The 23,931-nt window shown below is 70.0% G+C and carries 19 protein-coding genes and 1 pseudogene; 4 read left to right on the top strand and 16 right to left on the bottom strand.

Annotated elements, in window-relative coordinates; translation table 11 throughout:
* Positions 1–11: 11 nt before the first annotated feature.
* Positions 12–950, top strand: coding sequence for a LysR family transcriptional regulator (locus tag AC3WQR_RS05135; RefSeq protein WP_492741315.1), 939 nt, complete (start codon positions 12–14; stop codon positions 948–950).
* Positions 951–968: 18 nt separating this feature from the next.
* On the opposite strand, the gene AC3WQR_RS05130 is transcribed toward AC3WQR_RS05135, so the two are convergent.
* From AC3WQR_RS05130 to AC3WQR_RS05120, 3 genes are all read right to left on the bottom strand, one after another.
* Positions 969–1,601, bottom strand: coding sequence for a TetR family transcriptional regulator C-terminal domain-containing protein (locus tag AC3WQR_RS05130; RefSeq protein WP_062470962.1), 633 nt, complete (start codon positions 1,599–1,601; stop codon positions 969–971).
* Positions 1,602–1,892: 291 nt separating this feature from the next.
* On the bottom strand, positions 1,893–2,741 hold the full coding sequence (locus tag AC3WQR_RS05125) for a PhzF family phenazine biosynthesis protein (protein ID WP_492741314.1): 849 nt from the start codon (positions 2,739–2,741) through the stop codon (positions 1,893–1,895).
* Positions 2,742–2,772: 31 nt separating this feature from the next.
* On the bottom strand, positions 2,773–3,402 hold the full coding sequence (locus AC3WQR_RS05120) for a LysE family translocator (protein ID WP_492741313.1): 630 nt from the start codon (positions 3,400–3,402) through the stop codon (positions 2,773–2,775).
* Positions 3,403–3,525: 123 nt separating this feature from the next.
* Between AC3WQR_RS05120 and AC3WQR_RS05115 the strand changes: the two genes are divergently transcribed.
* Positions 3,526–4,872: an aminotransferase-like domain-containing protein gene (locus AC3WQR_RS05115; protein ID WP_492741354.1), complete on the top strand. Its 1,347-nt coding sequence runs from the start codon at positions 3,526–3,528 to the stop codon at positions 4,870–4,872.
* Between the two features lie 13 nt (positions 4,873–4,885).
* On the opposite strand, the gene AC3WQR_RS05110 is transcribed toward AC3WQR_RS05115, so the two are convergent.
* Together AC3WQR_RS05110 and AC3WQR_RS05105 are read right to left on the bottom strand one after the other, a co-directional pair.
* Positions 4,886–6,433 carry an amidase gene (locus AC3WQR_RS05110; RefSeq protein WP_492741312.1) on the bottom strand — a complete coding sequence of 516 codons (1,548 nt, stop codon included), beginning with the start codon at positions 6,431–6,433 and terminating at the stop codon, positions 4,886–4,888.
* 21 nt (positions 6,434–6,454) lie between these two features.
* Entirely contained in the window at positions 6,455–7,471 is a 1,017-nt protein-coding gene (locus tag AC3WQR_RS05105) for a Bug family tripartite tricarboxylate transporter substrate binding protein (RefSeq protein WP_492741311.1), read from the bottom strand.
* A 187-nt stretch (positions 7,472–7,658) separates the two neighbouring features.
* On the opposite strand from AC3WQR_RS05105, the gene AC3WQR_RS05100 reads away from it, so the two are divergent.
* Positions 7,659–8,564: a LysR family transcriptional regulator gene (locus AC3WQR_RS05100; RefSeq protein WP_369647749.1), complete on the top strand. Its 906-nt coding sequence runs from the start codon at positions 7,659–7,661 to the stop codon at positions 8,562–8,564.
* 21 nt (positions 8,565–8,585) lie between these two features.
* On the opposite strand, the gene AC3WQR_RS05095 is transcribed toward AC3WQR_RS05100, so the two are convergent.
* The 4 genes from AC3WQR_RS05095 to AC3WQR_RS05080 form a co-directional block, all read right to left on the bottom strand.
* On the bottom strand, positions 8,586–9,608 hold the full coding sequence (locus tag AC3WQR_RS05095) for a Bug family tripartite tricarboxylate transporter substrate binding protein (protein ID WP_070059833.1): 1,023 nt from the start codon (positions 9,606–9,608) through the stop codon (positions 8,586–8,588).
* 85 nt (positions 9,609–9,693) lie between these two features.
* Positions 9,694–10,377: a hypothetical protein gene (locus AC3WQR_RS05090; RefSeq protein WP_095744436.1), complete on the bottom strand. Its 684-nt coding sequence runs from the start codon at positions 10,375–10,377 to the stop codon at positions 9,694–9,696.
* Positions 10,378–10,495: 118 nt separating this feature from the next.
* Positions 10,496–11,344, bottom strand: coding sequence for an acid phosphatase (locus tag AC3WQR_RS05085; RefSeq protein WP_492741310.1), 849 nt, complete (start codon positions 11,342–11,344; stop codon positions 10,496–10,498).
* A gap of 22 nt (positions 11,345–11,366) precedes the next feature.
* A complete protein-coding gene (locus tag AC3WQR_RS05080) occupies positions 11,367–12,695 on the bottom strand; it encodes a porin (protein WP_492741309.1) in 1,329 nt (442 codons plus the stop codon).
* 492 nt (positions 12,696–13,187) lie between these two features.
* On the opposite strand from AC3WQR_RS05080, the gene AC3WQR_RS05075 reads away from it, so the two are divergent.
* Positions 13,188–13,847 (top strand): Crp/Fnr family transcriptional regulator, encoded by a 660-nt coding sequence (locus AC3WQR_RS05075; protein WP_062470825.1) that lies wholly within the window; start codon positions 13,188–13,190, stop codon positions 13,845–13,847.
* A 9-nt stretch (positions 13,848–13,856) separates the two neighbouring features.
* On the opposite strand, the gene AC3WQR_RS05070 is transcribed toward AC3WQR_RS05075, so the two are convergent.
* The 7 genes and pseudogenes from AC3WQR_RS05070 to AC3WQR_RS05040 all read right to left on the bottom strand — a co-directional run bounded on the left by AC3WQR_RS05070 (position 13,857) and on the right by AC3WQR_RS05040 (position 23,832).
* Positions 13,857–14,903, bottom strand: a complete 1,047-nt coding sequence (locus AC3WQR_RS05070) for an AraC family transcriptional regulator (protein ID WP_492741308.1) — start codon at positions 14,901–14,903, stop codon at positions 13,857–13,859.
* A 21-nt stretch (positions 14,904–14,924) separates the two neighbouring features.
* Complete coding sequence (locus AC3WQR_RS05065) at positions 14,925–15,920, bottom strand: Bug family tripartite tricarboxylate transporter substrate binding protein (protein WP_492741307.1); 996 nt, start codon at positions 15,918–15,920, stop codon at positions 14,925–14,927.
* Positions 15,921–15,973: 53 nt separating this feature from the next.
* A complete protein-coding gene (locus AC3WQR_RS05060) occupies positions 15,974–17,305 on the bottom strand; it encodes a DUF1254 domain-containing protein (protein WP_492741306.1) in 1,332 nt (443 codons plus the stop codon).
* Positions 17,302–19,662, bottom strand: coding sequence for an arylsulfatase (locus AC3WQR_RS05055; RefSeq protein WP_492741305.1), 2,361 nt, complete (start codon positions 19,660–19,662; stop codon positions 17,302–17,304). The genes AC3WQR_RS05060 and AC3WQR_RS05055 overlap by 4 nt, the downstream gene beginning before the upstream one ends.
* Positions 19,663–19,717: 55 nt before the next feature.
* Positions 19,718–20,701 (bottom strand): Bug family tripartite tricarboxylate transporter substrate binding protein, encoded by a 984-nt coding sequence (locus tag AC3WQR_RS05050; RefSeq protein WP_492741304.1) that lies wholly within the window; start codon positions 20,699–20,701, stop codon positions 19,718–19,720.
* Between the two features lie 245 nt (positions 20,702–20,946).
* A pseudogene (locus AC3WQR_RS05045) lies at positions 20,947–21,111 on the bottom strand (acyl-CoA dehydrogenase family protein); the annotation flags it as partial.
* Between the two features lie 9 nt (positions 21,112–21,120).
* Positions 21,121–23,832 (bottom strand): FAD-dependent oxidoreductase, encoded by a 2,712-nt coding sequence (locus AC3WQR_RS05040; RefSeq protein WP_492741303.1) that lies wholly within the window; start codon positions 23,830–23,832, stop codon positions 21,121–21,123.
* Positions 23,833–23,931: the final 99 nt, after the last annotated feature.

Here is a 23,931-nt window from a genome sequence, read left to right as displayed (position 1 = left end):
TAAAAGAGGCCATGTCAACTTCACCTGCCGTCGACCGCATCGAGCTGATGCAGACCTTTCTTCACATCGTCGAGGCCGGCAGCCTGTCGGCCGCCGCGCTCCAGATGGGCGCGACCCAGCCCACCGTGAGCCGTCGCCTGCAGGCGCTGGAGCGCTCGCTGGGCGTGCGACTGCTGCGCCGCTCCACGCACGCCATGAAGCTCACGGAGGATGGCGAGCGCTGCTACGAGCGCGCCCGAGAGCTGATCGCCGACTGGCACGCTTTCGAAGCCGACCTGCGCGGCGTCGGCGACGAGCCCGAGGGCACGCTGCGGGTGGTGGCGCCGCATGCGCTGGGCCAGTTGCTGCTGGTCGGTCCGCTGGCCGAGTACCTGCGCGCCTATCCGCGCGTGTCCGTCGAATGGCTGCTGAACGACCGCCGCCCCGACTTCATTGCCGAAGGCGTCGACTGCGCGATCCAGGTCGGCGAGATGACCGACGCGATGGCCGTGGCGGTCAAGGTCTCGGAGGTTCCGCGCGTGGTGGTCGCCGCGCCCTCGCTGCTGGAGGGCCGCTCACCGCCCGCGCACGCAGCAGAACTGGCCGAGCTGCCGTGGCTCGCGCTGCGCACCTTCTATCGCAACGAGGTGCTGCTCACGCACCGGCCGACCGGCGAGATCGCGCGGGTGCCGATCCGCCCACGCATGAGCACCGACAGCCTCTATGCGCTGCAAAGCGCGGCGCGCATGGGCTTGGGCGCCTGCCTGGGCTCGGCCTGGCTGCTGAACGAAGACATCGCCGCCGGACGGCTGGTGCAGCTCGTGCCGCAATGGCATGTGGCGCCGCTGCCGGTCTACCTGACCTACCCGCACACGCGCTTCCAGCCGGCGCGCCTGCGCCGCTTCATCGAGATGATGCGGCTTGCATTGGCCGACCCGACGGGCCAGGTCTGGGAGGCCCGCGTGGGCTGAGCGAGGCCGGCGCGGAACTCAGGCCTTGATGCCGCAGCCGCCCAGGACGAACGCCACCAGTTCCCGCGCGATCGGTTCGCGGTCGATCGGCGCCTCGGGCGGCAGGCCGAGCATCACGCGCGTCTGGATCGCGTAGTCGGCGTAGCTCTGGGTCATGGCCCAGATGTGCATCAGCAGCAGGCGCGCATCGAGGGGACGCATCTGCCCGCGCGCGATCCAGCCGTTGATGATGTCGACCTTCTTCTGCGTCCACGCCTGCGCGTTGGGCCAGTAGCGGTCGAGGTTGCGTCCGCCGTCGAGCACCTCGCGCGTGAAGATGCGCGAGATCTCCGGGTTGTCGAACGCGTGGTCGAGCTTCTTGCGGATGTAGTCGCCCAGCACCGTGGCCGGGTCGCTGGCGTCCTCGAACGAGAACACCACCTTCCAGGCATGCAGCACCTGCATCAGCAGTTCTTCGTAGAGCTCTTCCTTGCCGGCGATGTAGTAGTGCAGCTGGGGCTTGGTGAGGCCGGCGCGCGCGGCGATGGCCTGGGTGGAGGTGCCCTTCAGGCCGTGCAGGCTGAACTCCGTCACCGCCGCCGTGCGGATGGCCGCCATGATGCGTTCGCGCCCCGGCCTCGCGCGCGACAGCGGGCCGTCGGGGGCGGGCATTTCTTGGGCGATGGCAGGGGGCACAGGGGCGGTGGCGACGGTCATGGGCGTGGGAGGCGCGGCGTGCGCCCGGCCGATGGTAATCCTTGGCCCGTGGCCCTTTCTTGCGATGAATGCGCCTGCGCCTTTCTCGATGGGCGATGAAAGGTGACAGCGGTCGGCATCGAGGCGTTTCCCTGAGCTATTTTTTTCTTCCCCTTGCCTCTACCAGCGCCGAACCGCTGTCGAAACGTAGTGTGCGCAACGCAGGTGAAGTCAGAGTGAAGTCTGTGCAGGCCTTGCGTGAACGGATCAGAGGCCGTCCAGTTCGCCCTTGACGTGCGTGCGCGTGTCGCCGCCGACCCAGACCTGGCCGGCGTCGTCGCGGGTCAGGTGGATGCGGCCCTGCCGACCCAGGCGTGTGCCCTGCGCGGCGACATAGTCGCCCCGTGCCACGCCCGTGGCGAAGAGCCACTGCGCGAGCGAGGCATTGAGGCTGCCCGTGACGGGGTCTTCGACGATGGCGCCCAGATGGTCGGTGAAGAAGGCGCGCACTTCGAAGGCTGCATCGCCGCCCTCGGCATGAGGGCCGACCACGCCGACGTCGATGCGGGTGGGCCAGCGTCGGGCCGGCTCCAGAGACAGCACCTTCTCGGCCGACGCCAGCCGGATTCCTAGCCAGCCGGGGCCGTTGTCGATCCAGGCCGCGTCCTCGATGTCGTCGGCTTCTATGCCCAGCAGCCGCCGTGCATCGTCGAGTTCGACCGGGGTCGGCGCGCCCGAGCGGATCAGCGGCGGCGCGGCGAACGCGAGCCGTCCCTGGTCGCGCCGAATCTGGACCAGCCCTGCGCCGCACTCCTGCGTGATCACCGTGGCTTGTTGCCGGGGCGCGCCCGGGCCTGACAGCCAGGCGTGGCAGCTGCCGAGCGTGGGGTGGCCTGCAAAGGGCATCTCCCGGTCCAGGGTGAAGATCCTCACGCGGTAGTCCGCCTCCGGGTGCGTGGGTGCGAAGACAAACGCGGTTTCCGAGAGGTTGAACCAGCGCGTCAGCTGCTGCATGTCGTGCGTGGCGAGGGCGTCGGCGCCGGTGACGACCGCCAGCGGATTGCCCGAGAGCGGGCCGGCGCCGAAGACGTCGACCATGTGGACGGTGATGCTCATGCGTTCGGTCTTTCGCCGGGATTCATTGGATTCAATTCTGCGAGACCAGCAGCTTGAGCCCCGCGGCCGCGAACACCGCCGAGAGCACGCCTTCGATCCAGCGTCGCAGCCTCGCATACAGCGCGATCATCGAGGCGGTCGAAAAGACGATCGCGTAGCCGCCGAACACCATGATGCCGAGAAGCACGCAGCCGCCCACGATCGCCGGCAACCCACCGGCGGGTGCGTCCTGGCGCACACCGAGCGAGATGATCGCGATCCACGACATGATCGCCTTCGGGTTGCCGATGTGCATGAGCACGCCCTGGCGGTAGAGGGTGCGGTAGCGCAATGCGCCGCGTTCCGCGCTGTTCTTCACCGCGTCGGTGCCGGGTCGCATGGCGGACCGGCCCGCGCGAAAAGCCAGGTACAGCAGGTAGAGGCCGCCAACGATCTTGAGCACGATAAGCGCCTGCGCATACGCGGTCAGGACCGCGGAAACGCCGGTCGCCGCCAGGATCGCCCAGAAGAGCGAGCCCGTGACAACGCCGGCCGCAAGCGCGAGCGCGGGGCGACGGCCGTCACGCATCGCGGTGCCCATGATGGCCATGTTGCTCGGCCCCGGACTGGCGGTGGCGATGAGGTACGTCCCGTAGACGAGTGCGATCTGGCTGACGGCCATGCGGGTGCTCCAAAACCAAGGGTGTCTTCGGCGGCCTGCCTTCCGGAGGCCGAGGAGTGAAAGTTACACTATTGGAATATTCAAAAAGTGTCACATGACACTTTTATTTGCGAGGCCGCGCACGTGCTTCTTCGATCCTCCTGGACGCCCCGTCTGGCCAGCAACGGCACGAATGCCACCGAGCGGGTGGTGCTGGCCCTGGCCGACGACATCGTCGAGGGGCGGCTCGCGGGCGGCGATCGTTTGCCTGCGCATCGGGACCTGGCGAAGACGCTGCAGATCGGCCTGGGCACCGTGACGAAGGCCTATGCCATCCTGGAGCGCAGGGGCCTGACGCGCAGCGTCAAGGGCCGGGGGACGTTCGTGGCGATCCATCAGGCGCACGGCGACCGGCAGGTCGATCTGTCGTCGAACGCGCCGCCGGCCGCGCTCGGTGCGCGCGTGCTGGCGCGCACGCTGGCGGGCATCGCGCGCAAGATCGACGCGGATCACTTCAACCTGTACGCGCCGCCCGGCGGGCACGTGGAACATCGCCGCGTTCTCGCGCGTTGGCTCGAAACGATCGGCCTGGCCGTCGATCCGTCCCAGCTGGTCCTGACCAGCAGCGCACGCCAGGCGCTGTCGCTGGCCTTCGAGCTGGTGTGCGGGCGGCAAGGATTGCTGCTCACCGAGCGGATCACCTACCCCGGCGCCCTCGCGCTGGCCCGGCGCAAGGGGTATCGCATCCAGGGCGTCGAGATGGACGCGGAAGGGATGGTGCCGCAGGCGCTCGCACAGGCGCTCGACGGCGTGGCGCCCGCCGGTGGCACGGCGGTCTACCTCACCCCGACGCTGCACAACCCGACGACGGCCACGATGAGCGCGAAGCGACGGCGGGCCATCGTGGCGGTGTGCCGCCGAGCGGGCGCCTGGATCATCGAAGACGGCGTGTACGCAGTGGCCTCTGACGGCTTGCCCCAGTTGGCCGCATTGGCGCCCGACATCACGTTGCATGTGAACGGGCTCTCCAAGTCGCTCGGGCCGGGGTTGCAGGTCGGCGTGCTGGCACTGCCGCCCGAGCTGTGCGGCCCCGCGCAGGAGCTTCTGCAGGATGTGCCCATGGCGCCGTCAGCGTTCTCCTGCGCGGTGGTCGACGAATGGCTGGCCACCGGCGTGGTCGCCTCGGTCCAGCGCGATCTGCGCCACGAGGCCCGGCGGCGTTCCAGGCTGGCCGTCTCGTTGCTCGGTGCCAGCGAACTGGTCTGGCATCCCGATGCCTACAACGTCTGGCTGCCGATGCGACGCGATGCGGCCGAGGGCATCGTGGCCGCGGCGGCGCAAGCCGGTGTGAAGCTCACCCCGCCGCAGACCCTGATGGCGAACCCGAAGGACAAGGCGAGCGGCCTGCGGATCTGCCTGGGCGGCCCCGGCTTCGACGAGCTGACCGGGGCCCTGGCGCTTCTGGCCACCTTGCTGAAGCGAAGCGCCTGACGCGGCGCGGACCTCAGACCACCGGCGCCGGGGCGCCGTCGGTGGGCACGCTGGCGTGCCGGTCGTCGGGCGGCGCGGTCACGATCGAGTCGAGGGCCGGCTCGGCCTTGCGAAGGCGCGCGAGATCGGGCCGCGGCCGGCGCAGCCGCGGGTCGGGGGCGAAGGCCTGCTCCATCGCCTGCGCAGCCGACAGCAGCGCGAGGTCGCCGCGAAAGCGCCCCACCACCTGCAGGCCGAAGGGCATGCCGCGCTCGTCGGTGCCGCACGGCAGGCTGATCGCAGGGTGGGTGGTCAGCGTCACGACGTAGGTCAGTGCGAGCCAGCGGTAGTAGTTCTCCTGCGGGCGGCCGTCGATCTGCAGCGCATGCGACTGCGTCCAGGCAAAGGGCGAGACCGGTGTCGTGGGCGAGAGCACCAGGTCGTAGTTCTCGAACACCTTCTGGAAGCGCTGGAGGATGCGCGTCTGTTCCGTCTGCGCCCAGGCCGCGTCCGGCAGGCTCATGCGCGCGCCCATCTCGTAGTTGCTGCGCGGGTTCGGGCCCAGGCTCTCGGGGGCGCGTTCGTAGGCTTCGCGCATGCCGGCGACGAAGGCTTCCGCGCGCAGCACGTCGAAGCAACGGTGCACCTCGCCCAGGTCGAAGCGCACCTCGTCGCAGGCCGCAAAGAGCCCGCGCATGGCGGCCATGCGATCGTGCATCGTCCGGCGGATCGACGGGTCGACATCGCACAGGCCGAAGTCGGTGGTCCAGGCCACGCGCAGGCGCGACAGGTCCAGCGGCGCCGGCCGCGCAAAGGCCGACGCCTCCAGCGGATAGCTCAAGGGATCGCCCGGATGCGGGCCCGCCGTGGCCGCGAGCTGGAGGCAGGCGTCGGCCACATCGCGTCCCATCGGACCGACCACCGAGATCGGCGACCAGCCCAGGCTTTTGCGCACGCTGGGCACGATGCCCGGCGACGGCCGCAGGCCCACCACGCCGCACTTGGCGGCCGGGATGCGCAGCGAGCCGCCGGTGTCCGAGCCGGTGCACACCGGCAGCATGTCCAGCGCCAGGGCCGCGGCCGAACCGCCCGAAGAACCGCCGGCGTTGAGGTTGGGGTCGAAGGGATTGCCCGTGGCCCCCCAGACCGGATTGCGGCTGTTGGCGCCGGCGCCCATCTCGGGCACGTTGGTCTTGCCCACCACGATCGCGCCGGCGGCGCGCAGGCGGCGCACCAGCTCGATGTCGTTCGACGGCACATGGTTGCGCAAGGCGGGCGTACCCATGGTGGACAGCAGTCCCGCCGTCGGCTCGAGGTCCTTCACGCCCAGTGGCAGGCCGTGCAGCAGGCCCAGCGGCTCGCCGCTCTTCACGGCCCGCTCCGCGGCGCGGGCCTCGGCGCGGGCGCGCTCGTAGCAGGTGGCGGTCACGGCGTTGACGAAGGGGTTGAGCTGCTCGATGCGCGCGATGCAGGCCTCGAGCAGCTCGACCGGCGAAAGGGCGCGCGTGCCGATCAGCCGTCGCAGTTCCACGGCGGAGAGTTCGACGAGCTCGGAGGAGGAAGAAGAGGAAGCTTGGGTCATGGCTTTCGGAATGTGCCGCACTCAGTCGGCCTGGATGTTGGCGCGCCGGGCGACGGCGCGCATGAGTGGCAGTTCGCGTTCGATCTGCGCGAGCGAGGCGGCGGCGCCGGCGAAGGCCGGCTCCGCGCCCTGGGCCTGCAGGGCCGCCTGGGCCTGGGGCGTGGCGACGATCTTGGCGAGTGTCTTCTCCAGCCGCTCGCGCACCGGCGCGGGGGTGCCCTTCGGCGCGACGACCATGATCCAGGTGTCGGCATCGACCTCGGGGTAGCCCGCCTCGGCGAAGGTCGGGACCTGCGGCAGCTGCGAGGAGCGCTGCCGGGTGGTCACGGCGATCGCCTTGACCTTGCCGCCCTTGAGCTGCGGAATGGCGGCGGTGACGGTGTCCACCGAGAACGGCACCTGGCCGCCGATCAGGTCCGTCATGGCCGGTGCGCTGCCCCGGTAGGGCACGTGCATGATCTTCGCGCCCACCGCCTGCAGGATGATCTCGCCGGTGAAGTGCGAGGACGTGCCCGTGCCGAAGGATGCGTACGAGTACTTGTCCGGCGCCGCGCGCACCGCGCTGGCGAACTCCTTGACGTTGCCGATGGGCACGTTCTTGTTGGCCAGCAGGATCAGCGGAATGCGCGCGACGATCGCGACCGGCTCGAAGCTGCCCAGGGCGTCGTAGGGCAGGTTCGGGCGGATGGCCGGGTTCATCGTGAGGGTCGAGCCCGAGCCGAGCAGCAGCGTGTAGCCGTCGGGCGATGCCTTGGCCACGAACGCGGCGCCGACCGCCGTGCCGGCACCGGGGCGGTTGTCGATGAGCACCGGCTGCCCCAGCTCTTCCGACAGGCGCTGGCCGACCAGGCGTCCCACCGTGTCCGCGCTGCCGCCGGGCGGGTACGGAACCACCAGCGTGACGGGGCGCGTCGGGTAGGCCAATTGAGCCTGCGCCTGTGCCATCGCGGGCAGGGCCGTGCCGAGGCAGGCGGCCAGGCTTGCGAGGACAGCACAGCACCAGCGCCGATGCGGCGCTTGCGAACGGGGAGCGTTCATTGACAGGGTCCTTCCGTAGAGCGAAGAGAAGAGGGGGAGGGGAAATGCTGGGGCACGCCCTGCGGTGTAGCAAGCACAATGATTGGAAGGTTGCGTTGCTGCAGGCGCAACGCAGACCACGCCGATGAAATCTCCCACTTCCAAGTCTCCCGCCCCCGCCCGCAGCGGGGCGCGCACCGAACGCCCGATCAACCAGCGCGTGCTCCAGGAGGAGTCGATGCGCTACTTCCTGGAGGTGGCGCGCGTCGGCTCGGTCACCGAGGCGGCCGTGCGGCTGAACGTGGCGCCGTCGGCCGTGAGCCGCCAGATCGGCCGCATCGAGCGCGAGCTCGACACCCTCCTGTTCGAGCGCCGCGCCCGCGGCATGGCGCTGAACTCAGCCGGCGAGCTGCTGGCGGCGCACGCGCGCCGGGCCTGGCTCGACATCGAGCGCGTGACCGACGACATCCTCGCGTTGCGCGGCCTGCGCAAGGGCGAGGTGCGCGTGGCCGCGACCGAGGGCTTTGCCTACGAGTTCCTGCCGGCCCTGGTGGCTGGGTTCCAGGCGCGCTGTCCCGGCATCCGCTTCTCGCTCGACATGTGCGTGCAGCGCGAGGTGGCGCGCCGCGTGCGCGAAGGCCTGGTCGACCTCGGCGTGACGGTGAGCCTGGGTTCGGAGCACGGCCTGGACGTCGAGATCCGGCACCCCTCGCCCGTGTGCGCCGTGATGGCGCCTTCGCATCCGCTGGCCGAGCGGCGGCAGGTGTCGCTGGCGCAGGTGGTCCACTACCCGCTCGCGCTGCCGGCGCCCACGTCGACACTGCGCCAGCTGCTCAACATCAGCTGCGCCCGCCAGCGCCTGCCGCTCGAGGCGGCACTGACCAGCGACCACCTCTACCCGCTGGTGCACTACGCGGCGCACGGCCAGGCCGTGACCTTCTGCGGCGAGCTCGCGCTGCGCCAGCAGCTCGAGAACGGCACGATCGTGGCGCGTGCCTTGCGCGACCGCGAGATGAACGAGCGGCATTTCGAGGTGCAGAGCATGGCGGGGCGGCGCCTGCCCGATGCGGCGCGCGCCTTTGTCGAGCACCTGCGCGAGGTGCTCAGCGCCTGATGCGCGGCGCGGGGCCGAAGCTCAATCGGCCGTGATGTTGTTTGCCTTCACGACGGCGCCCCACATCTTGTACTGGTCGCGGGTCATCGCGCCGAGCTGCTCGGGCGAGCCGCCACCGGGCTCGTCCCCGCGATCGACGATGCTCTTGACCACGGTCGGCTCCTTCAGTGCCGCGTTCATCGCGCTGTTGGCCTTCTTCACGACCTCGGGACTCAACCCGGGCGGCCCGTACAGGCCGATGAAGGAGATGATGCTGAAGTCCTTGATGCCGCTTTCCGCGGCGGTGGGCACATTCGGCAGCATCGGCGAACGCTTGTCGCTGGTCACCAGCAGGGGCCGCAGCTGACCCGACTTCACGAACGGCGCGACGACGGAGGTCGCGTCGAACATGGCGTCGAGGCGCCCGGCCATCAGGTCGACCATCGCCGGGCTGCTGCCCTTGTAGGGCACATGGTTCATCGCCGGGTTGCCCAGGCGCTCGCGCAGCAGTTCCATGGTGACGTGGATCAGCGAGCCTGCGCCCCCCGTTCCGTAGTCGATGCCCTTGCCGCTCTTGGCACGCGACTTCACCTCTTCGGCGAACTGCGCGTAGGTCTTGATCGGCGACGTGGCGGGCACCACCAGCACCAGCGGCGACTGCAGCATGATGCCGATGGGTGTCATCTTTTGCGGATCGACGATGCCGAGCTTGGTGTACACGTGCGGCATGATCGTCATCGAGCCGTTGCCCACCAGCAGCTTGTGACCGTCCGGTGGCGCCTTCATCAGTTCAACCGACGCGATGTTGCCGTTCACGCCGGCCTTGTTGTCGATGACCACGGGCTGGCCGAGCGCGCCCTGCATGCCGTTCGTCAACACGCGGCCGGCGAAGTCGGTCTGCCCGCCGGGCGGGAAGCCGATCAGCAGCGTGATCGATTTGCTGGGCCAGGCCGTCTGTGCCCACGCGGGGCTTGCCCCGAAGGCGCCCAGGCCGAGTGCCGCGGCACCCAGGCAAAGAAGCAGGCGCCGCGGCGCTGCACGCAGGGGCTGGGTGGCTTGGATCATGAAATCCTCCGATGGGTCGTCTGTGGCACATCGCAGCGCGCCCGCCCGTGGATCGACACACGGGCCGGGGCGCCGCCCTGCGGGCTCAGTTCACGGCGAAGCAGTACATCAGGCCGGCACTGCCGCTTTGCTTGAGCTGGTCGACGCTGCAGCCCCGCGTGCCGTGCGAGGCGTTCCACGAGGCGTTGGCGACCGGGTCGGGGTTGGTGCCCTTCTTGTCGTGGTGGCCGACGATGGCCGAGCCGTCGACGCTGCGCGTCCAGTTGCCGCAGGTGGTGTCCTTGCCGGCGGCGGCCGGCGCGAGCGTGCCGTCGGGGCGCGAGCCGGTGAGGATGTCGTGCCGGTTGACCGGATCGCCGAAGCCCGAGACCACCTCGCCCTTTTCGGTCAGCGAGGTGTCCTTGCCGAGCTTGGCGTTCGCGCTGTGCAGGTCGGCCACGCTGGTGGCCACGACCACGCCCTTGGCGTTGCGCCACGGCCCGGCGCCGATGCGGTCGCGTGCGTTGACGGCCGGCTGGCCGCCCGCTTCGGTGGCGCTCAGGTAGGCGCGCCAGGTCTTGCCCCCCGCACCGGCGCTCGCGGCCAGCGCCTGGCACTGGCGGTCGGCGCCAGCCAGGCCGCCGAGGTCGCCGCCCTTGCCAGGGTTGGCACTCGTGATGAAGAAGCTCATCGGGTTGGCGTCCTTGCCCGAAGACATGGCGCCGCATGCAGCGAGGAGTGCGACCGCCGAGGCCGCGGCACCCCATGACAGAACGGAACGATGGCGCATGCGAGGTCTCCTTGGAGTGGTTGGAGTTGGCGAGGCTACCCGCTTCGCACACGCAGCGTTCCCCTCGACAACCCGCACACACGCTGGCCGTGGGCGAGGTGGTCGAGGGGGCGCGTGCTCAGGGCGTCAGCACCGCGGAGCCCGCGATCGCATTCGCCTCGGCCGCGCAGTCGGCCGCGGGCGGAGCGCTGTCCGGGCGGCTGCGTGCCTGCGCGATCTCGTGCTTCGCCGCGCTCATCTGCGCCGTGAACACCGGGTTGGCATGCAGCCGGCCCACGGTCGCCGCGCCGATCAGGCGTCCCGCTTCGATGTCGCTGCGCCAGTGCACGCCGCAGATGCCGCGGCTTTGCGCGAAGGCGCGGCCGCGCTGCAGCAGCGCATCCGCGCGCTCCGGCGCGAGCTCCGTCAGCACCAGGGCCCAGGCCCACCCCAGCGCCGAGTGTCCGGAGGGGTAGGAGCCGTCCTTGGCCAGGTGCGCCTCTTCCTTCGGCGTGCAGCTGGCGGCCTTCAGTGCCACGAAGGGCCGCGTGCGCTGGTACTTCTCCTTGGCCTTGTAGGTGGCGCCGCCGGCATCGGCCAGCGTGCGCCGCAGCAGCATGTTGAGGTGCGGCGTCTGCTGCTCGGAGATGCGCACGCCCAGCGCGCAGGAGAAGGTGGAGGCCGCCTCCGGAAAGCGCAGGTTGGCATCGCGCACCGCGAGCGCGCCGCGCGGCGAACCCTGCAGCGCGGTGAGGCTGCGGAACGCGGCGACGTCGGCCGCCAGCGCGGCCGAGTTCGCCTCGGGCGGCGGCGGCAGCAGCGCCAGGCTGTCGGGCATCTCGGCCGAGGCCAGGTAGCCCTTGAGATAGCCCGACCCCGGGCGTGTTTCGCCGACGTCGGCGGCCGAGGTGGTCGGCGCGGGCGACGTGGCGCAGCCGCCCGCGAGCAGGGCTGCGATGAACAGCGGCGACAGGTGTTTCAAAGCCATGGGTACCTCCTTTCGCAGGCGCTCAGAACGCGTGGCGGATGCCGAAGTCGTAGCCCATCGACGAGCGCGGCGCCCAGCCCGCGGCCTGCGCGGTGCCGCCCGTGAGGTAGGCGGCCGAGCCGCCGGTGATGGCGCCCATCACGCCGGGGTTGTTCCAGCCGTCCTTGATGCGGATGCGCGACACCGAGGCGTACAGCGCGGTGCGCTTGGACAGGTTGTGCACGTAGCCCAGCGAGATCTGGTTGGCCGTGGTGTCGCGGTTGCCGTTCAGGCCCCACAGCAGGCTGTTGAGGTCGGTGGCAGCGGGCGCGCCGTTCTTGTACTTCACCGACGCGTACGACGCGCGGATGAGGCCCGGGCCCACGGGCACGGTCACGCCCAGCATGTAGCCGTTGTACTTGTCCTTGCGCGTCGTGGTGTTCATGAACGGAACCGTCAGGCCCGGCAGGTTCTGCAGCGTGCCCGTCTCGTTCTTGTCCTGCACGCGCGAGACCTCGGCGAACAGCTTGGCGGGGCCGAAGTTGTACGACGCGCCCAGGTTCAGCGCGTTGATCTTGCGCTCCTGCGTGGCGGTCGCGATGCCCAGCGCGTTGAGCGTGGTGCTGTCGGCGGCCGTGCTCTGGCCGTAGGCGATGGCCATGTCGAGCGGCCCGCTGGCATAGCCCAGGCGGCCGCCCACGTAGCGGCCCTTGGCCGACGGCGTGCCGGGTTGGTCGCTGCGCTTGGTGTTCTCGTGCAGCGTGTATTGCAGCTGGCCGTAGGCGCCGCCCAGGTTCGGCGGCAGGAAGTAGCCGATCGAGTTGCCGGTGCGGATGTAGTTGTCGGTCGCGGCCACGACGGAGCCGGGGCCGGCAATGGCGGCGATGCGGCTGTTGATGTTGGCAATGAGGTTGGTGCCCACGCCGTTGGTGCCGAAGGGATCGAAGACGGTGTCGTTCCAGAAGGTCGCGGCGTAGTCGCGGCCCAGGCGCAGTTCGCCGAACGGGCCCGACAGGCTCATCGTCGAGCGGCGGTTGAAGTTGGTGATGCCCTTGGCGCCGTCGTCGTTGGTGATGCCCGACTCCAGCCAGAAGCTCGCCGCCAGGCCACCACCGAGGTCCTCCGTGCCGCGAAAGCCGACGCGGCTGCCCGCATAGCCCGAGTTCGACAGCGCGGTCTGGCTCGTCTTGGCACTGCCGCCCGCGGCGTTCGCCGGTGGCAGCGCGAAGGGGTTGGGGCTGTGGTACGTGCTCTTGGACGTGTAGCGGCTGATGCCGACGTCGACGATGCCGAACACCGTGACGGAGGATTGCGCCGATGCAGTGCCGGCAGTAGCGAGAAGGGCCAGTGCGGCGAGGGAGTGATGTTTCATGGCAGGTCTTGCTTTGCTTGCTTCTTCAGGGATGAACGAGTCCGCTGGTGCGCATCGCTGCGTTCCAGGGCTCGGGTGTTCCGAAGGGCGGATGCCCTTCGGGGACTTCGGGAAAAAGGGGGGCGGCTTCTAGCCGCGCGCGCAGGGCGTGTGGCCGCGCATCACGGCATTCGCATCGCGTCGCGCGAGCCGCGCATGCTGCGCAGGGGTCTCGTCGTTCGCGCATCGCGTCGCATGGGCGACGCAAGAAGCCGGATCAACGAACGTGCCGCGGTGCTGCAAAACAGCTGCAGGCGTGCAGGCAGGGAGCGTGCATGTCTCACTTAGGGAGTTCCTCGTTGTTCTTTGATTGGCCAGTCCTATGATAGGAATCGCTGCTCTTCGAATCCGTCAACCAGGCAACAGTTTTTGCTGAGTCATCCCATGGAATACCCGCAACCCGTATCGCAGAGCACAAGGGAAGAAATCGAGCACGGGCTGAGCACGTGCGCGGTGTTTCTCGATTGGCCGAAAGACCGGCTGCGCGAGTTGGCGAACGCCGCGCGCGCCAGGCACTACCGGCGCCGCACGCCGCTCGTGAGCCGCGGCAACCACCAGCGGGAGGTGTTCGTGATCGTGTCGGGCTCGATCGAGATCGCGGCCACCAACGCGGCCGGCGACAAGTACATCCTCTCGGTGCTCGGGGCCGGCCAGATCACGCGCATGGTGCATCTCATCGACGACATGCAGCCCATCTTCGCCTTCGATGCGCGCGCCGATTCGCACATCATCCACATCCCCGGTGCCGCCATGCGGCGCATCCTCGATGCGGAGCCGGTGCTGTGGCGCAGCATCGCCCAGACCATGCTGCGGCGCTATCGCATGAGCGCCGAGATCCTGCAGGACCAGGTGCTGGGCTCGGTGCGCCGGCGCACGGCGATCACGCTGCTCAACATGGTGTATCGCTACGGGGACGCGAGCGGCGCGCCGTGCGACACCGAGCTGCGCGTGTCGCAGACCGACCTGGCGAACATGCTGGGCGTGTCGCGCCAGACCGTCGGCAAGGAACTGGCGCAGTTCAAGGACGAGGGCGTGCTCGGCTGCAACGAGGGCTACCGCCTGGTCACCGTGGTCGACCTGCCCCGGCTGCACCGCATCGCCGCGGAAGACTGAGCCGAGGCCTCAGCACGGCGCGCAGGCCAGGCGGTAGGCGTGCGGGCTGGTGCCGGTCCAGCGCACGAAGGCATGCCGGAAGTTCGCGGCCTCGCTGTAGCCCAGACGCTCCGCGATCTCCTCGGTGGTCATGCGGGTCTTGCGCAGGTACTCGATGGCCAGCCGCAGGCGCACCTCGTTGAGGATCGATCGGTACGTGGTGCCATGCGTGGCGAGCCGCCGCCGCAGCGTGCGCGGCTCCAGCGCGAGCGTGCGGGCCATCGACTCGATGCTCGGAAAGCGCCACGGCATCTGCTCCACCAACTTGCGGCGCACCGCCGCGGCGATGCCGCCGGCATGCGCGAGTCCGGCCACGAACTGCTGGCAGCTCTCGCTGGCCATGGCGTGCGTGAGCGGATCGTGCAGGCGCGGCGCGCGCGTGCACCAGGCCTCGTCGAACTGCAGTGCGTTGTCGGGCTGGCCGAACCGCACGGGGCACTGGAACCACGCCTCCCAGACGCCCGCACCGTGTTCGGGCGTGGGGCAGGCCAGGCGCAGGCCCGTGAAGCCGAAGCCATCGCCGTACAGGTCGCGCGCCAGCGTCAGGTGGGCCGCGAAGGTGAAGGCCAGCGCAAAGCGGTAAAGCGGATCGCGCGGGTCGGGCGACACCAGCACCTCGAAGCTGCAGGTGCCGGGCGCGCGCACGGGGTCGTGGTGCATGTCGGCCAGCGGCCCGATGGTGCGGCGGTAGGTGATGGCGAACTCGATCAGTGCGCTGAAGGTGGGGCTGCTCTGCAGCGCGTAGCCCCACATGCCGTAGGCCGTGAGGTGCATGCGCGCGCCGGCGCGCAGCGCCACCGTGGGGTTGCGTGCCAGCGCGAGCGCATTGCGCACCACGGTGACCGTCTGCGCATACGACACGCGCGTGCCGGGCTCGCGCAGCGCGGCCTCGTCGAGCTCGCTGCCGGCCAGGGCCTGTGCGGCGGGGATGCCGTCCGAGGCCAGCGTGGCGACGACCGCGGCGATGCGCTGCGGGGTGTACACCCGGGGTTCGAAATCGGGAGGCGGGTGATGCACGGGTCTCGGCCGGCGGCGCAATCAGTCCAGCGTGACGCCCGTGGCCCGCGTGAGCTTCAGCGACACGGGCAGGAACGCCTTGTACGCCGCCGAGGCTTCGGCCGGCGTGTTGCCGATGGGCTCGGCGCCCATGTCCTCGATGCGGCGCTGCACCTCGGGCTGCTTCACCACGGCTGCGACTTCGCGGCTGAGCTTCTCGACGATGGCGTCGGGTGTCTTGGCCGGCACCAGCAGCGAGGTCGGCGCCATGAGCATGAACATGTCGTCCTTGTAGCCCTGCTCGGCGAAGGTCGGTACCGTGGGCGCCGCCTTGGCGCGCTGCGCGCCCGACACGGCGATGGCGCGCAGCTTGCCGGCCGCGACGTAGGGCTGGAAGGTGCTGATGGAGCCCACGGTCATCTGGATCACGCCGCTGAGCAGGTCGACCGCCATCGGGCTTTCGCCCTTGTAGGCCGCATGCAGCGTCTGGGTGCCGTAGGTCTTGTCCATGAAGACCTGCATCTGGTGCGGCTGCACGCCGGGGCCCCAGGAGCCCATTGCGTACTTGCCGGGCGCCTTGCGCACGGCCTCGACGAGGCCCTTGAAATCCTGCGCCGGCACCGAGGGGTGCACGACCATGATCGTGCGCGTGCTCGCGATGTCCGACACGTGGCGCAGGTCGGTGCGCGGGTCGTAGGGCAGCTTCTTGTACAGCGCCAGGTTCGCGGCGATCGGGCCCGGCACCGACAGCAGCACGGTGTAGCCGTCGGGCGCGCTCTTGGCCACGTAGTCGGTGCCGATGATGCCGCCGGCGCCGCTGCGGTTCTCCACCAGCACGGGCTGCTTCAGCCGCTTGGCGAGCCCGTCGCCCACCAGCCGCGCGAGCGCGTCGGCCGAGCCGCCGGCCTGGTACTGGACGATGATGCGGATCGGCTTGCTCGGGTAGTCGGCCTGCGCCAGGGCGGCGCCGGCCGCCAGGTGGAGCCCGACGATGCACAGGCCGGGCGCGCGCAGTGCGCGGTAGCTGAAACGGTTCATGAAGGTGAGTGCCTTTCGGGTGGGGGACGGTGCTGTCGATGCGGTCGGTTCGGTCAGGGCAGGCGCTTCAGCGCAGGCGGTGCCCAGCGCCCGTCGAGCACCGGCGCCTGCGGCACGTACAGGCGCAGGTTCATGCTGAAGGGGCCGGCGGGCGCGGGCAGCCAGTTCGGGGCCTTGGCCGTGCCCGGCGACGCGTGCTGGATGTGCAGGTCCAGCGAACCGTCGGCGTTGAAGGCGAGCGCGTCGCGGTCGCCGATGGCGTAGCGGTTCAGCGCGTTGTCGACGAAGAACTGGTCGGGGCCGTACAGCGTCAGCGACCAGAACGCATCGGCCGGCGGCAGCTCGTGCGCATCGAAGTGCAGCACGTAGCGCGCGGTGCCCGACAGCGGCTGGCCCTCGCTGTCGCAGACCGAGCGCGGGTACATCGCCTCTTCGCGCGGCAGGGCGCCCAGGCCGGCGTAGGCGACGAAGGCGCGCGCCAGGTAGTCGTTGCCGTAGACGCCCACATTGCTGCCGAGGCTCCAGCCGTTGCGCACCATGCGCATCGCCGGTGCGCGCTCGAGCATGCGCCGGTAGGCATCGGGCGCGGCACGCTCGAGGGCGCGTTGCACCGCCTCGGGTGCTTCGGCCAGTGCGAAGCCGCGGCCGGGGACCAGGCCGATGCGCGCCATGCGCAGCAGCAGCGCACCGTCGGTGGCATGCGGCGGGTTGCGCTGGAGCAGTTCGGCGAAGAGCGCGAAGAAGTCGCCGGCGCCGAGCGCGGCCACCTGCTCGACGGGCGGGCGCATGTCCATCGCTGCATCGACGTGGCCGGCGGGTGGGTCATGGGGCTTGCCCCAGGCCGACAGCGGCACGGCCTCGAAGCCGGCCTGCAGCGTGTGCACGTGGGCGTAGTCGGCCGCGCCGTTGGTCTGGATGCGCCCGACGATCCAGCCCACGTCCGTCGGGCTCACGATGGCGCGCACGCCCTCGGGCAGCGTGCCTTTCCAGCGTGGGCCGACGAGCGCGAAGTGGCCGCCGCCGTTGCCGTTGGTGCGCGTGCCCAGCGTGGCGAACACGTCGGTCCACAGGTCGTAGAACGGAATGACGTGGTAGCGCTCGCCCATGTCCGGCAGCGTCAGCACCAGCGGCTCTTCGCCGACGTCGTACCAGATGTTGGAGTACAGCGTGTCGGCGTTGGGACGCACCACGTCCTTGAAACCGGCGTCGGGGTAGGTGGGCACGTGCACGAAGCGGTTCATCGGCCCGCGCACGCGTGCGCCGTCGGGCTGCGCGACGTTGGTGGCCACGCGGCGCGTCAGCTCCATCACCACCATCGGATAGGCATAGGTGTAGGCCTCGATGCCGATGGCGTAGGCGTCTGCTTCAGTGATGAACGTGCTCACGACTGGGCCTCCGCATAGCGCAGCCAGACGTCGTGGATGCGCCCGTCGAAGCCGAACGGCGCACGCTCGAAGTACTCGGCCGCCACCGGCGAGCCCAGGTCGCAGCCGACGTCGAAGGTCTCGCAGGCCGAGAAGATGGCCGTCACGGTGACCCCGATGTCGCACGTCGCCACCTGCACGCCATCGACGCGCAGCACGGCGCGCGCGGGCCGCTGGGGCGCCGTGCCGTCGCTCATCGTGAACTCGATGTCGATCGCACGGCGTCCGGCGGCGATGCGCGCGGGCGAGCGCGCCTTGAAGCGGTACATGCCGAGCATGTTGTATTCGTAGGCCAGGTGACTGTCGTCCAGGTACAGGCAGATGCCGCCGTTGAAGCCTCCCAGCGCGAACAGCACGCCGCTCGCGCGCTCGCCCAGCGTGGCATCGACGGTGGCGGTGTGGCTGCGCGTCTTGATGTTGGGCGCGCAGTTCTCCGGGATGCGCGTGATGTCGCCGCTGAAGTGCCACGAGGTATGCCGGGGCGCGATGCGGTGCTGCGGCTTCAGTGTCAGGTGGTAGATCGCGCCCAGCGGATAGACGTGGTTGATGCCCGCCTGCACCGCGAACATCTCCTTCATCTGCGCCAGCTTGGCCGGCTGCGCCTGCGCCAGGTCGTGCGCTTGCGCGTAGTCCTTCGCGACGTGGTACAGCTCCCAGACGTCGTTGTCCGGGTCCCAGCTGGCCAGCCCGGGCGCGGCGCCCGCGACCCAGGGAATGCGCGGGCCGAAGACGCCCGCGGTCCAGCCGTCGTGGTGCACCATGCGGCTGCCCGCCACCTCGAAGTACTGCACGCCCTTGCGGCCCTCGGCCTGCGGATGGGCGAAGGTGTAGGCCATCGAGATGCCGTCCAGCGAATCCTGCCGCACGCCGTTGAGCTCGACCGGCGGCGTGATGCCCAGGATGTCGTAGAGCGTGGGCGCGATGTCGTTGACGTGGTGGAACTGCGAGCGCGGCGTGGTGTCGGGCCGGATGCCGCGCGGCCACGACACGACCAGCGGCGTGCGCGTGCCGCCGAAGTGCGCGGCGATCAGCTTGGTGCTCTGGAACGGCGTGGAGCCGGCCCAGGCCCAGCCGGCGTGGTACATGTTGTCGGTCTTGCGTCCGCCCAGTACGTCGAGACCGCCCAGGCCTTCCAGCAGTTCGAGGTGCTGCGATATTTTTGTGGAGATGCGGTTCTGCGCCAGCAGCTCGACCACGGTGCCGTTCTGTCCTTCGGCGCTGCCGCCGTTGTCGCTGAACACGAAGAACACCAGCGTGTTGTCGCGCAGCCCGAGCTGCTCCAGCTCGTCGATGACCTTGCCGATCTGCGCATCGGTGTGCTCCAGGAAGCCCGCGTAGACCTCCATCAGCCGGCGCTGGAACGGGCGCTCGGCCTCGGGAATGCTGTCCCAGCTGGCGAGCGTCTCGGGCCGGGGCGTGAGCTCGGCCGTCTCGGGGATCCAGCCCATCGCCTTCTGGCGCGCGAAGGCGCGTTCGCGGTAGGCGTCCCAGCCGTCGTCGAACTTGCCCTTGTACTTGTCGGTCCATTCCTTGAAGACGTGGTGCGGGCCGTGCACCGCGCCGGGTGCCCAGTACATCAGGAAGGGCTTGTCGGGCGTGATGGCGCGGTGGCGGCGCAGCCAGCCGCAGGCCTTGTCGGCCATGTCCTCGCTCAGGTGGTAGCCCTCGTCGCGCGGTGGCTCGATGAGCGTGGTGTTCTCGACCAGGCGCGGCTCGTACTGCGAGCTCTCGCCGCCCAGGAAGCCGTAGAAGTGGTTGAAGCCGTGGCCGGTGGGCCAGCGGTCGAAGGGGCCCATCTGCGTGGTCAGGTTGGCCGGCGTGTTGTGCCACTTGCCGAACGCGGCCGTGTTGTAGCCCCAGGCCCCGAGCACCTCGGCCATCGTGCCGGCGCTCTTGGGAATGACGCCCACGTAGCCGTCCCAGTCGGTGGCGTATTCGGAGATGTGGCCGTAGCCCACGCGGTGCGCGTTGCGCCCCGTCAGCAGCGACGCGCGCGTGGGCGAGCACACGCCGCAGTTGTGGAAGGCGTTGTAGGTGATACCGCTGCCGGCCAGCCGCGTCAGCGTGGGCGTGTGGATCTCGCCGCCGAAGGTGTCGGGGTGCGCGAAGCCGGCGTCGTCGAGCATCACGATCAGCACGTTCGGTGCGTCGTCGCGCAAGTGCGGCACCGCCTTGCGCCGTTCGTGCGTGGACTCCGACAGCTTGCGCCCCGCGATGCTGGCGCTGGGCGGCGCATCGAAGGGCAGGTGGCTGCCCTGGCCGGGCAGGGTGTTGAAACCGCCGAGGGGCGCGGACGGGGTGGTTTTTTCTTGTGTCATGGGGGTTCTCCGGGACGCGCGGAGGCAGGGCCCCGGCGTCGTGGTGGATCGGGTGTCAGTCCAGCGTGACGCCGATGGACTTGACCAGGGCGCTCCAGTCCTGCAGGTCCTGGCGCAGGACCTCCTTGAACTGCTCCGGCGTGGGGCGCGGCAGGTCGGTGAAGTTGAGTTCGCGCAGGCGCTGGGTCACGGCCGGGTCCTGCAGCGCGCGGTAGATCTCTTCGTTCAGGCGCTTGACGATGGCGGGCGGTGTCTTGGCCGGCACGAAGAAGCCGTACCAGGTGTAGTTCTTGAACGGGAACCCGGCCTGCGTCATCGTGGGCACGTCGGGCAGCATCGGCAGGCGGTCGGGGCCGCTGTAGGCCAGGGCCTTGACCCGGCCGGCCTTCACGACCTCGATGGTGGAGGAGATGTCGGCGAAGCCGGCGTCCACCTGGCCGCCCATGAGGTCCTGCACGCAGGGGCTGCTGCCCTTGTAGGGCACGTGCAGCAGCGAGATGCCGGCCTGTTTCTTCAGGCTTTCCATCGTGAGGTGCCCGCCCGAGCCGTTGCCCCACGAGCAGTAGTTCAGCTTGTCGGGGTGGGCCTTGGCGTGGGCGACGAAGTCCTTGAGCGTGTTCGGCGGCAGGTCCTTGCGCACCAGCAGCAGGTTGCCGCCGCGGCCCACCTGCGCGACGGGCGCGAAGTCCTTGAGCGGCTCGTAGGGCAGCTTCTTGTAGAGCGCCGGGTTGATCACCATCGTGGCGGCGTAGGTGAACAGCACGCGCGTGCCGTCGGCCGGCCCCTTGGCGACGAAGTCGACGCCCAGGATGCCGTTGGCGCCGGCGCGGTTGTCGACGATCACGCTCTGCTTGAAGGCCTTGCCCAGCACGTCGGCGAACAGCCGCGCGATGAGGTCGGTGCCGCCGGCGGGCGGCGTGGGCACGACGATGGTCACCGTCTTGCCCGGGTAGCCGGCGCCGTCCTGCGCCGTGGCCGTGCCGGCGAGGGCGAGAAGGGCCAGCGCGGTGAGTGCCGGCCGCAGCAATGTCCTGTTCACGGAAGTGTCTCCTTGGGAATGGGTCGCGCAGGCCCCGCGCCTCTGGGCGCGTCCCCCGTTGCGACAGGGGGTGGGACTGCGTCTCCATGCTAGGAAACAGCGGCCATCGATTCCGTCAACCAGCCGACAGATTCGCCGACACCGGCTCGGGGAATACCCTCTGGCTCAGCCGGAGGCGGGCCGTATGTCGACCGGCGAGGGCGCGTTGTCGTTCCGTGGTCGCGGGCACCCTCGACGGGGTGCTTTCATGCGCCCAGCTTGCGCGCGATCAGGTCCTTCATGATCTCGCTGGTGCCGCCATAGATGCGCTGCACGCGCGCGTCGGCATACATGCGCGCGATCGGGTACTCGACCATGTAGCCCCAGTCGCCGAACAGCTGCAGGCATTCGTCCAGGGCCTTGCCCTGCTGCGTGTAGGGCTAGGCCGCCAATGCCACCGAATGCTGCTGCCAGTCCCCACGCTCCAGCAAGGCGGTCATCGCGGAGACCGGCGCGTGCTCGCGCACGGCGGGAATGACCTCGTCCGCCTCGTCCGGCGATCCGACCAGCACCGCGCCGACAAGCCGGCCCTCGGCGACCACCAGCTTGCGATAGATGCCCTGCGCAGGCTCGGACTGGGTCAACTCGAATTCGCCGGGCCGCGCGGCGTGCACGGAGCCCGCGGAGCGGACGTCGATGCCCGAGACCTTCAGCGCGGTCACGGGCACATGGCCGCGATAGACGCGCTTGCCGCCCAGCGCATTGACGGCCGCGATCTCTCCCTGCTCGGCCGCCACGGCCCACAGGGGGATCGAGTGGCCTTCGAACTCGGCCACATCGCCCGCGGCGTAGACATGGGGGGCACTGGTGCGCATCTGCGCGTCGACGATGATGCCGCGGCCGAGCGCCAGGCCGGCCGACTGCGCGATGTCGACGTTGGCGCGCACGCCGGTGCACACCACGACCACGTCGGCGGGAAGCTGGCGTCCGTCCTTCAGCACGAGCCGCGCCACGCGGCCCTCGCTGCCCGGCTCCAGCCGGGCGGCGTCGGCACCGGTCATGACATGGATGCCCTGGGTTGCCAGGTGCGCTTCCAGCAAGGCGCTGGCCGGGGTGTCGATCTGCCGGTCCAGGATCTGGCCGCTGTTCGACAGCACCTGGACCTGCGCCCCGAGCTGCGCCAGCGCCTGCGCCGCTTCCAGGCCGAGCAAGCCGGCGCCCAGCACGACCGCGCAGGTGCCGTGGAAGCGCTGCATGTAGTCGCGGATCGCCATCGCATCGTCGGCATCGCGCAGCACAAAGCTGCCTTCGATGCCGTAGCCGTCGAGCGGCGGGACCCACGCCGAACTGCCCGAGCACAGGATGAGCCTGTCGTAGCCCAGCGTCTCCCGGGTCGCCAGCGTGAGCTCGCGACGCTGCGTGTCGACGCCCGACACATGCGTGTTGAGCCACGCGGTGACACGGTGCTCGGCATACCACTGCTCGGGGAGCAGGTGCAGGCCCTGGACACCTGTCGGCATGCTGATCAGCTTGGCAATGGCCATCCGGTTGTAGGCGTTGTGGTTCTCGCGGCCGATGAGGTGGATCTCGCAGTCGGGGTGGCGACGTCGCACATGGTCGGCCGCGGTCAGGCCGGCCACGCCGTTGCCCACGATCACGACGCGGCGGATCGACGCATCGAAGGGCACGACCTCGGGCTTGCGTGTCTCGCGCGCCGCCGGGGTCGCCTCCCGCTTCAGGTCGATGCGGATGGGCCCGGCATTGCGGATGCGCGCCATGCAGGCCAGGCGCGTGCCGTCGGCGCAGCCGAGCCGGGCCAGCGTCGCCCGCTCGTCGCTGCCGATGGGGGCGAGCCGTTCGCCGCCCGCCACGACGGCGATCGGGTCGGCGCCGCACACGCCGGAACGACAGCCGGCGTTGATGGGGGCGCCGCAGTCCTCGAGCGCTTCGAGCAGGGTCTGGCCCTTGCGGATGGGGGTCTTCGTGCCGGTGGGATCGATGCAGAGTTCGGCCGGCTGCGGGGACGCATCCGCCGGCGCGGCCGCAGCGGCCTCGTTCTCCGGCGGGGCTGCAACCGGCGCCTTGCGCGCGGCATCGTTCGGGCCGCGGTGCAGCCGCATCGTCTCGATGACGATCGGCGCCAGCCGGGAACCGTCCCGGACACCCTTGCGCAGTTCACGGCGAAGGAACAGGCGCTCGACATGCAGCGACCGCGCGATCCACGTCAGGCTCGCGATGATCGTCAGGCCGCGCAGCGTGGCGACGACTTCGGGGGCGATGGCCATGCCGCTCAGGTTGCTCAAGGTGCTCACGACCAGCGGGGCGGTGAACCAGTAGTACAGCGAGAACGCGGCCGCCGCGAAGAGCACCGGTGACAGGTTGCGCGTCTTGCTGCCCAGCAGTTCGATCAGGTTGAAGAGCGTCAGGCTGGCGGCCATGTAGACCAGCATCTGCATGACCGTGGAGACCGGGCCGATCTCGGCGGGCGAAGGCACGAGGTAGTAGCCGAGGATCAGGCCCGGAAAGACGCCCGCGAAGAAGCTGCGGAAGTTGCGGTAGGCCGGGTTCGGGTCGTACTGGTCGGCCAGGTAGGCCGCGCCGGGGTTGAGGTCGTAGCAGTTCTTGGCGCAGCCCACGCACGGTTCGCAGTGCGTGTTGGCGATGCGGATGAACGGCGTCTGGCCGTACAGCCGCTGCACCGGCAGCAGGGGGCAGATGCTGCTGCACCAGCCGCTCTTGCCCTTGAACAGCAGGCCGCCGATGAGCGCCGCCCCCATGGCTGCCGCCAGCAGGCCGGCGGTGGCCATGCCGTTGCCGTTGAACAGCAGCTTGCGCGCGACGACCGCGCAGATCAGCAGGCCGATGCCGATCGGAAATGCCGCGCCCTGCGACAGGCGGCGGCTCGTGAGTGCGCGCGTGATGCCGAGCCTGCGGGGGATCTGGTTGATGGCGGCCAGCGGGCAGACGTTGCGCCACAGCCCGGGTGCCAGCATGAACACGAGCGGGAGCGACGGCACGATCAGCCCCCAGAACAAGGGCATCGCGGTGGCGGGCCGCAGCGCCAGCATGACGGCGAGAGCCAGGGCCGAGGCGATGCTCACCACGCGCAGCGCGCGCCACACCGCTTTCGGCACGATGGTCGGCAGCTGCATGAAATTGGCGAAAACGAGAGCGGGAGAGGGCTTGAACATGGTTCGGTGGTACCTGCGTGAGAAGGTGTCGCCATTCATGCCCCGGGGGGACGCTGCGAC

The sequence above is a fragment of the Variovorax sp. FW305-3-2-15-B-LB1 genome, from assembly GCF_058787635.1.
The sequence above is the reverse complement of the archived record's forward strand: the minus strand, read 5'-3'. Positions and strand labels throughout refer to the sequence as shown.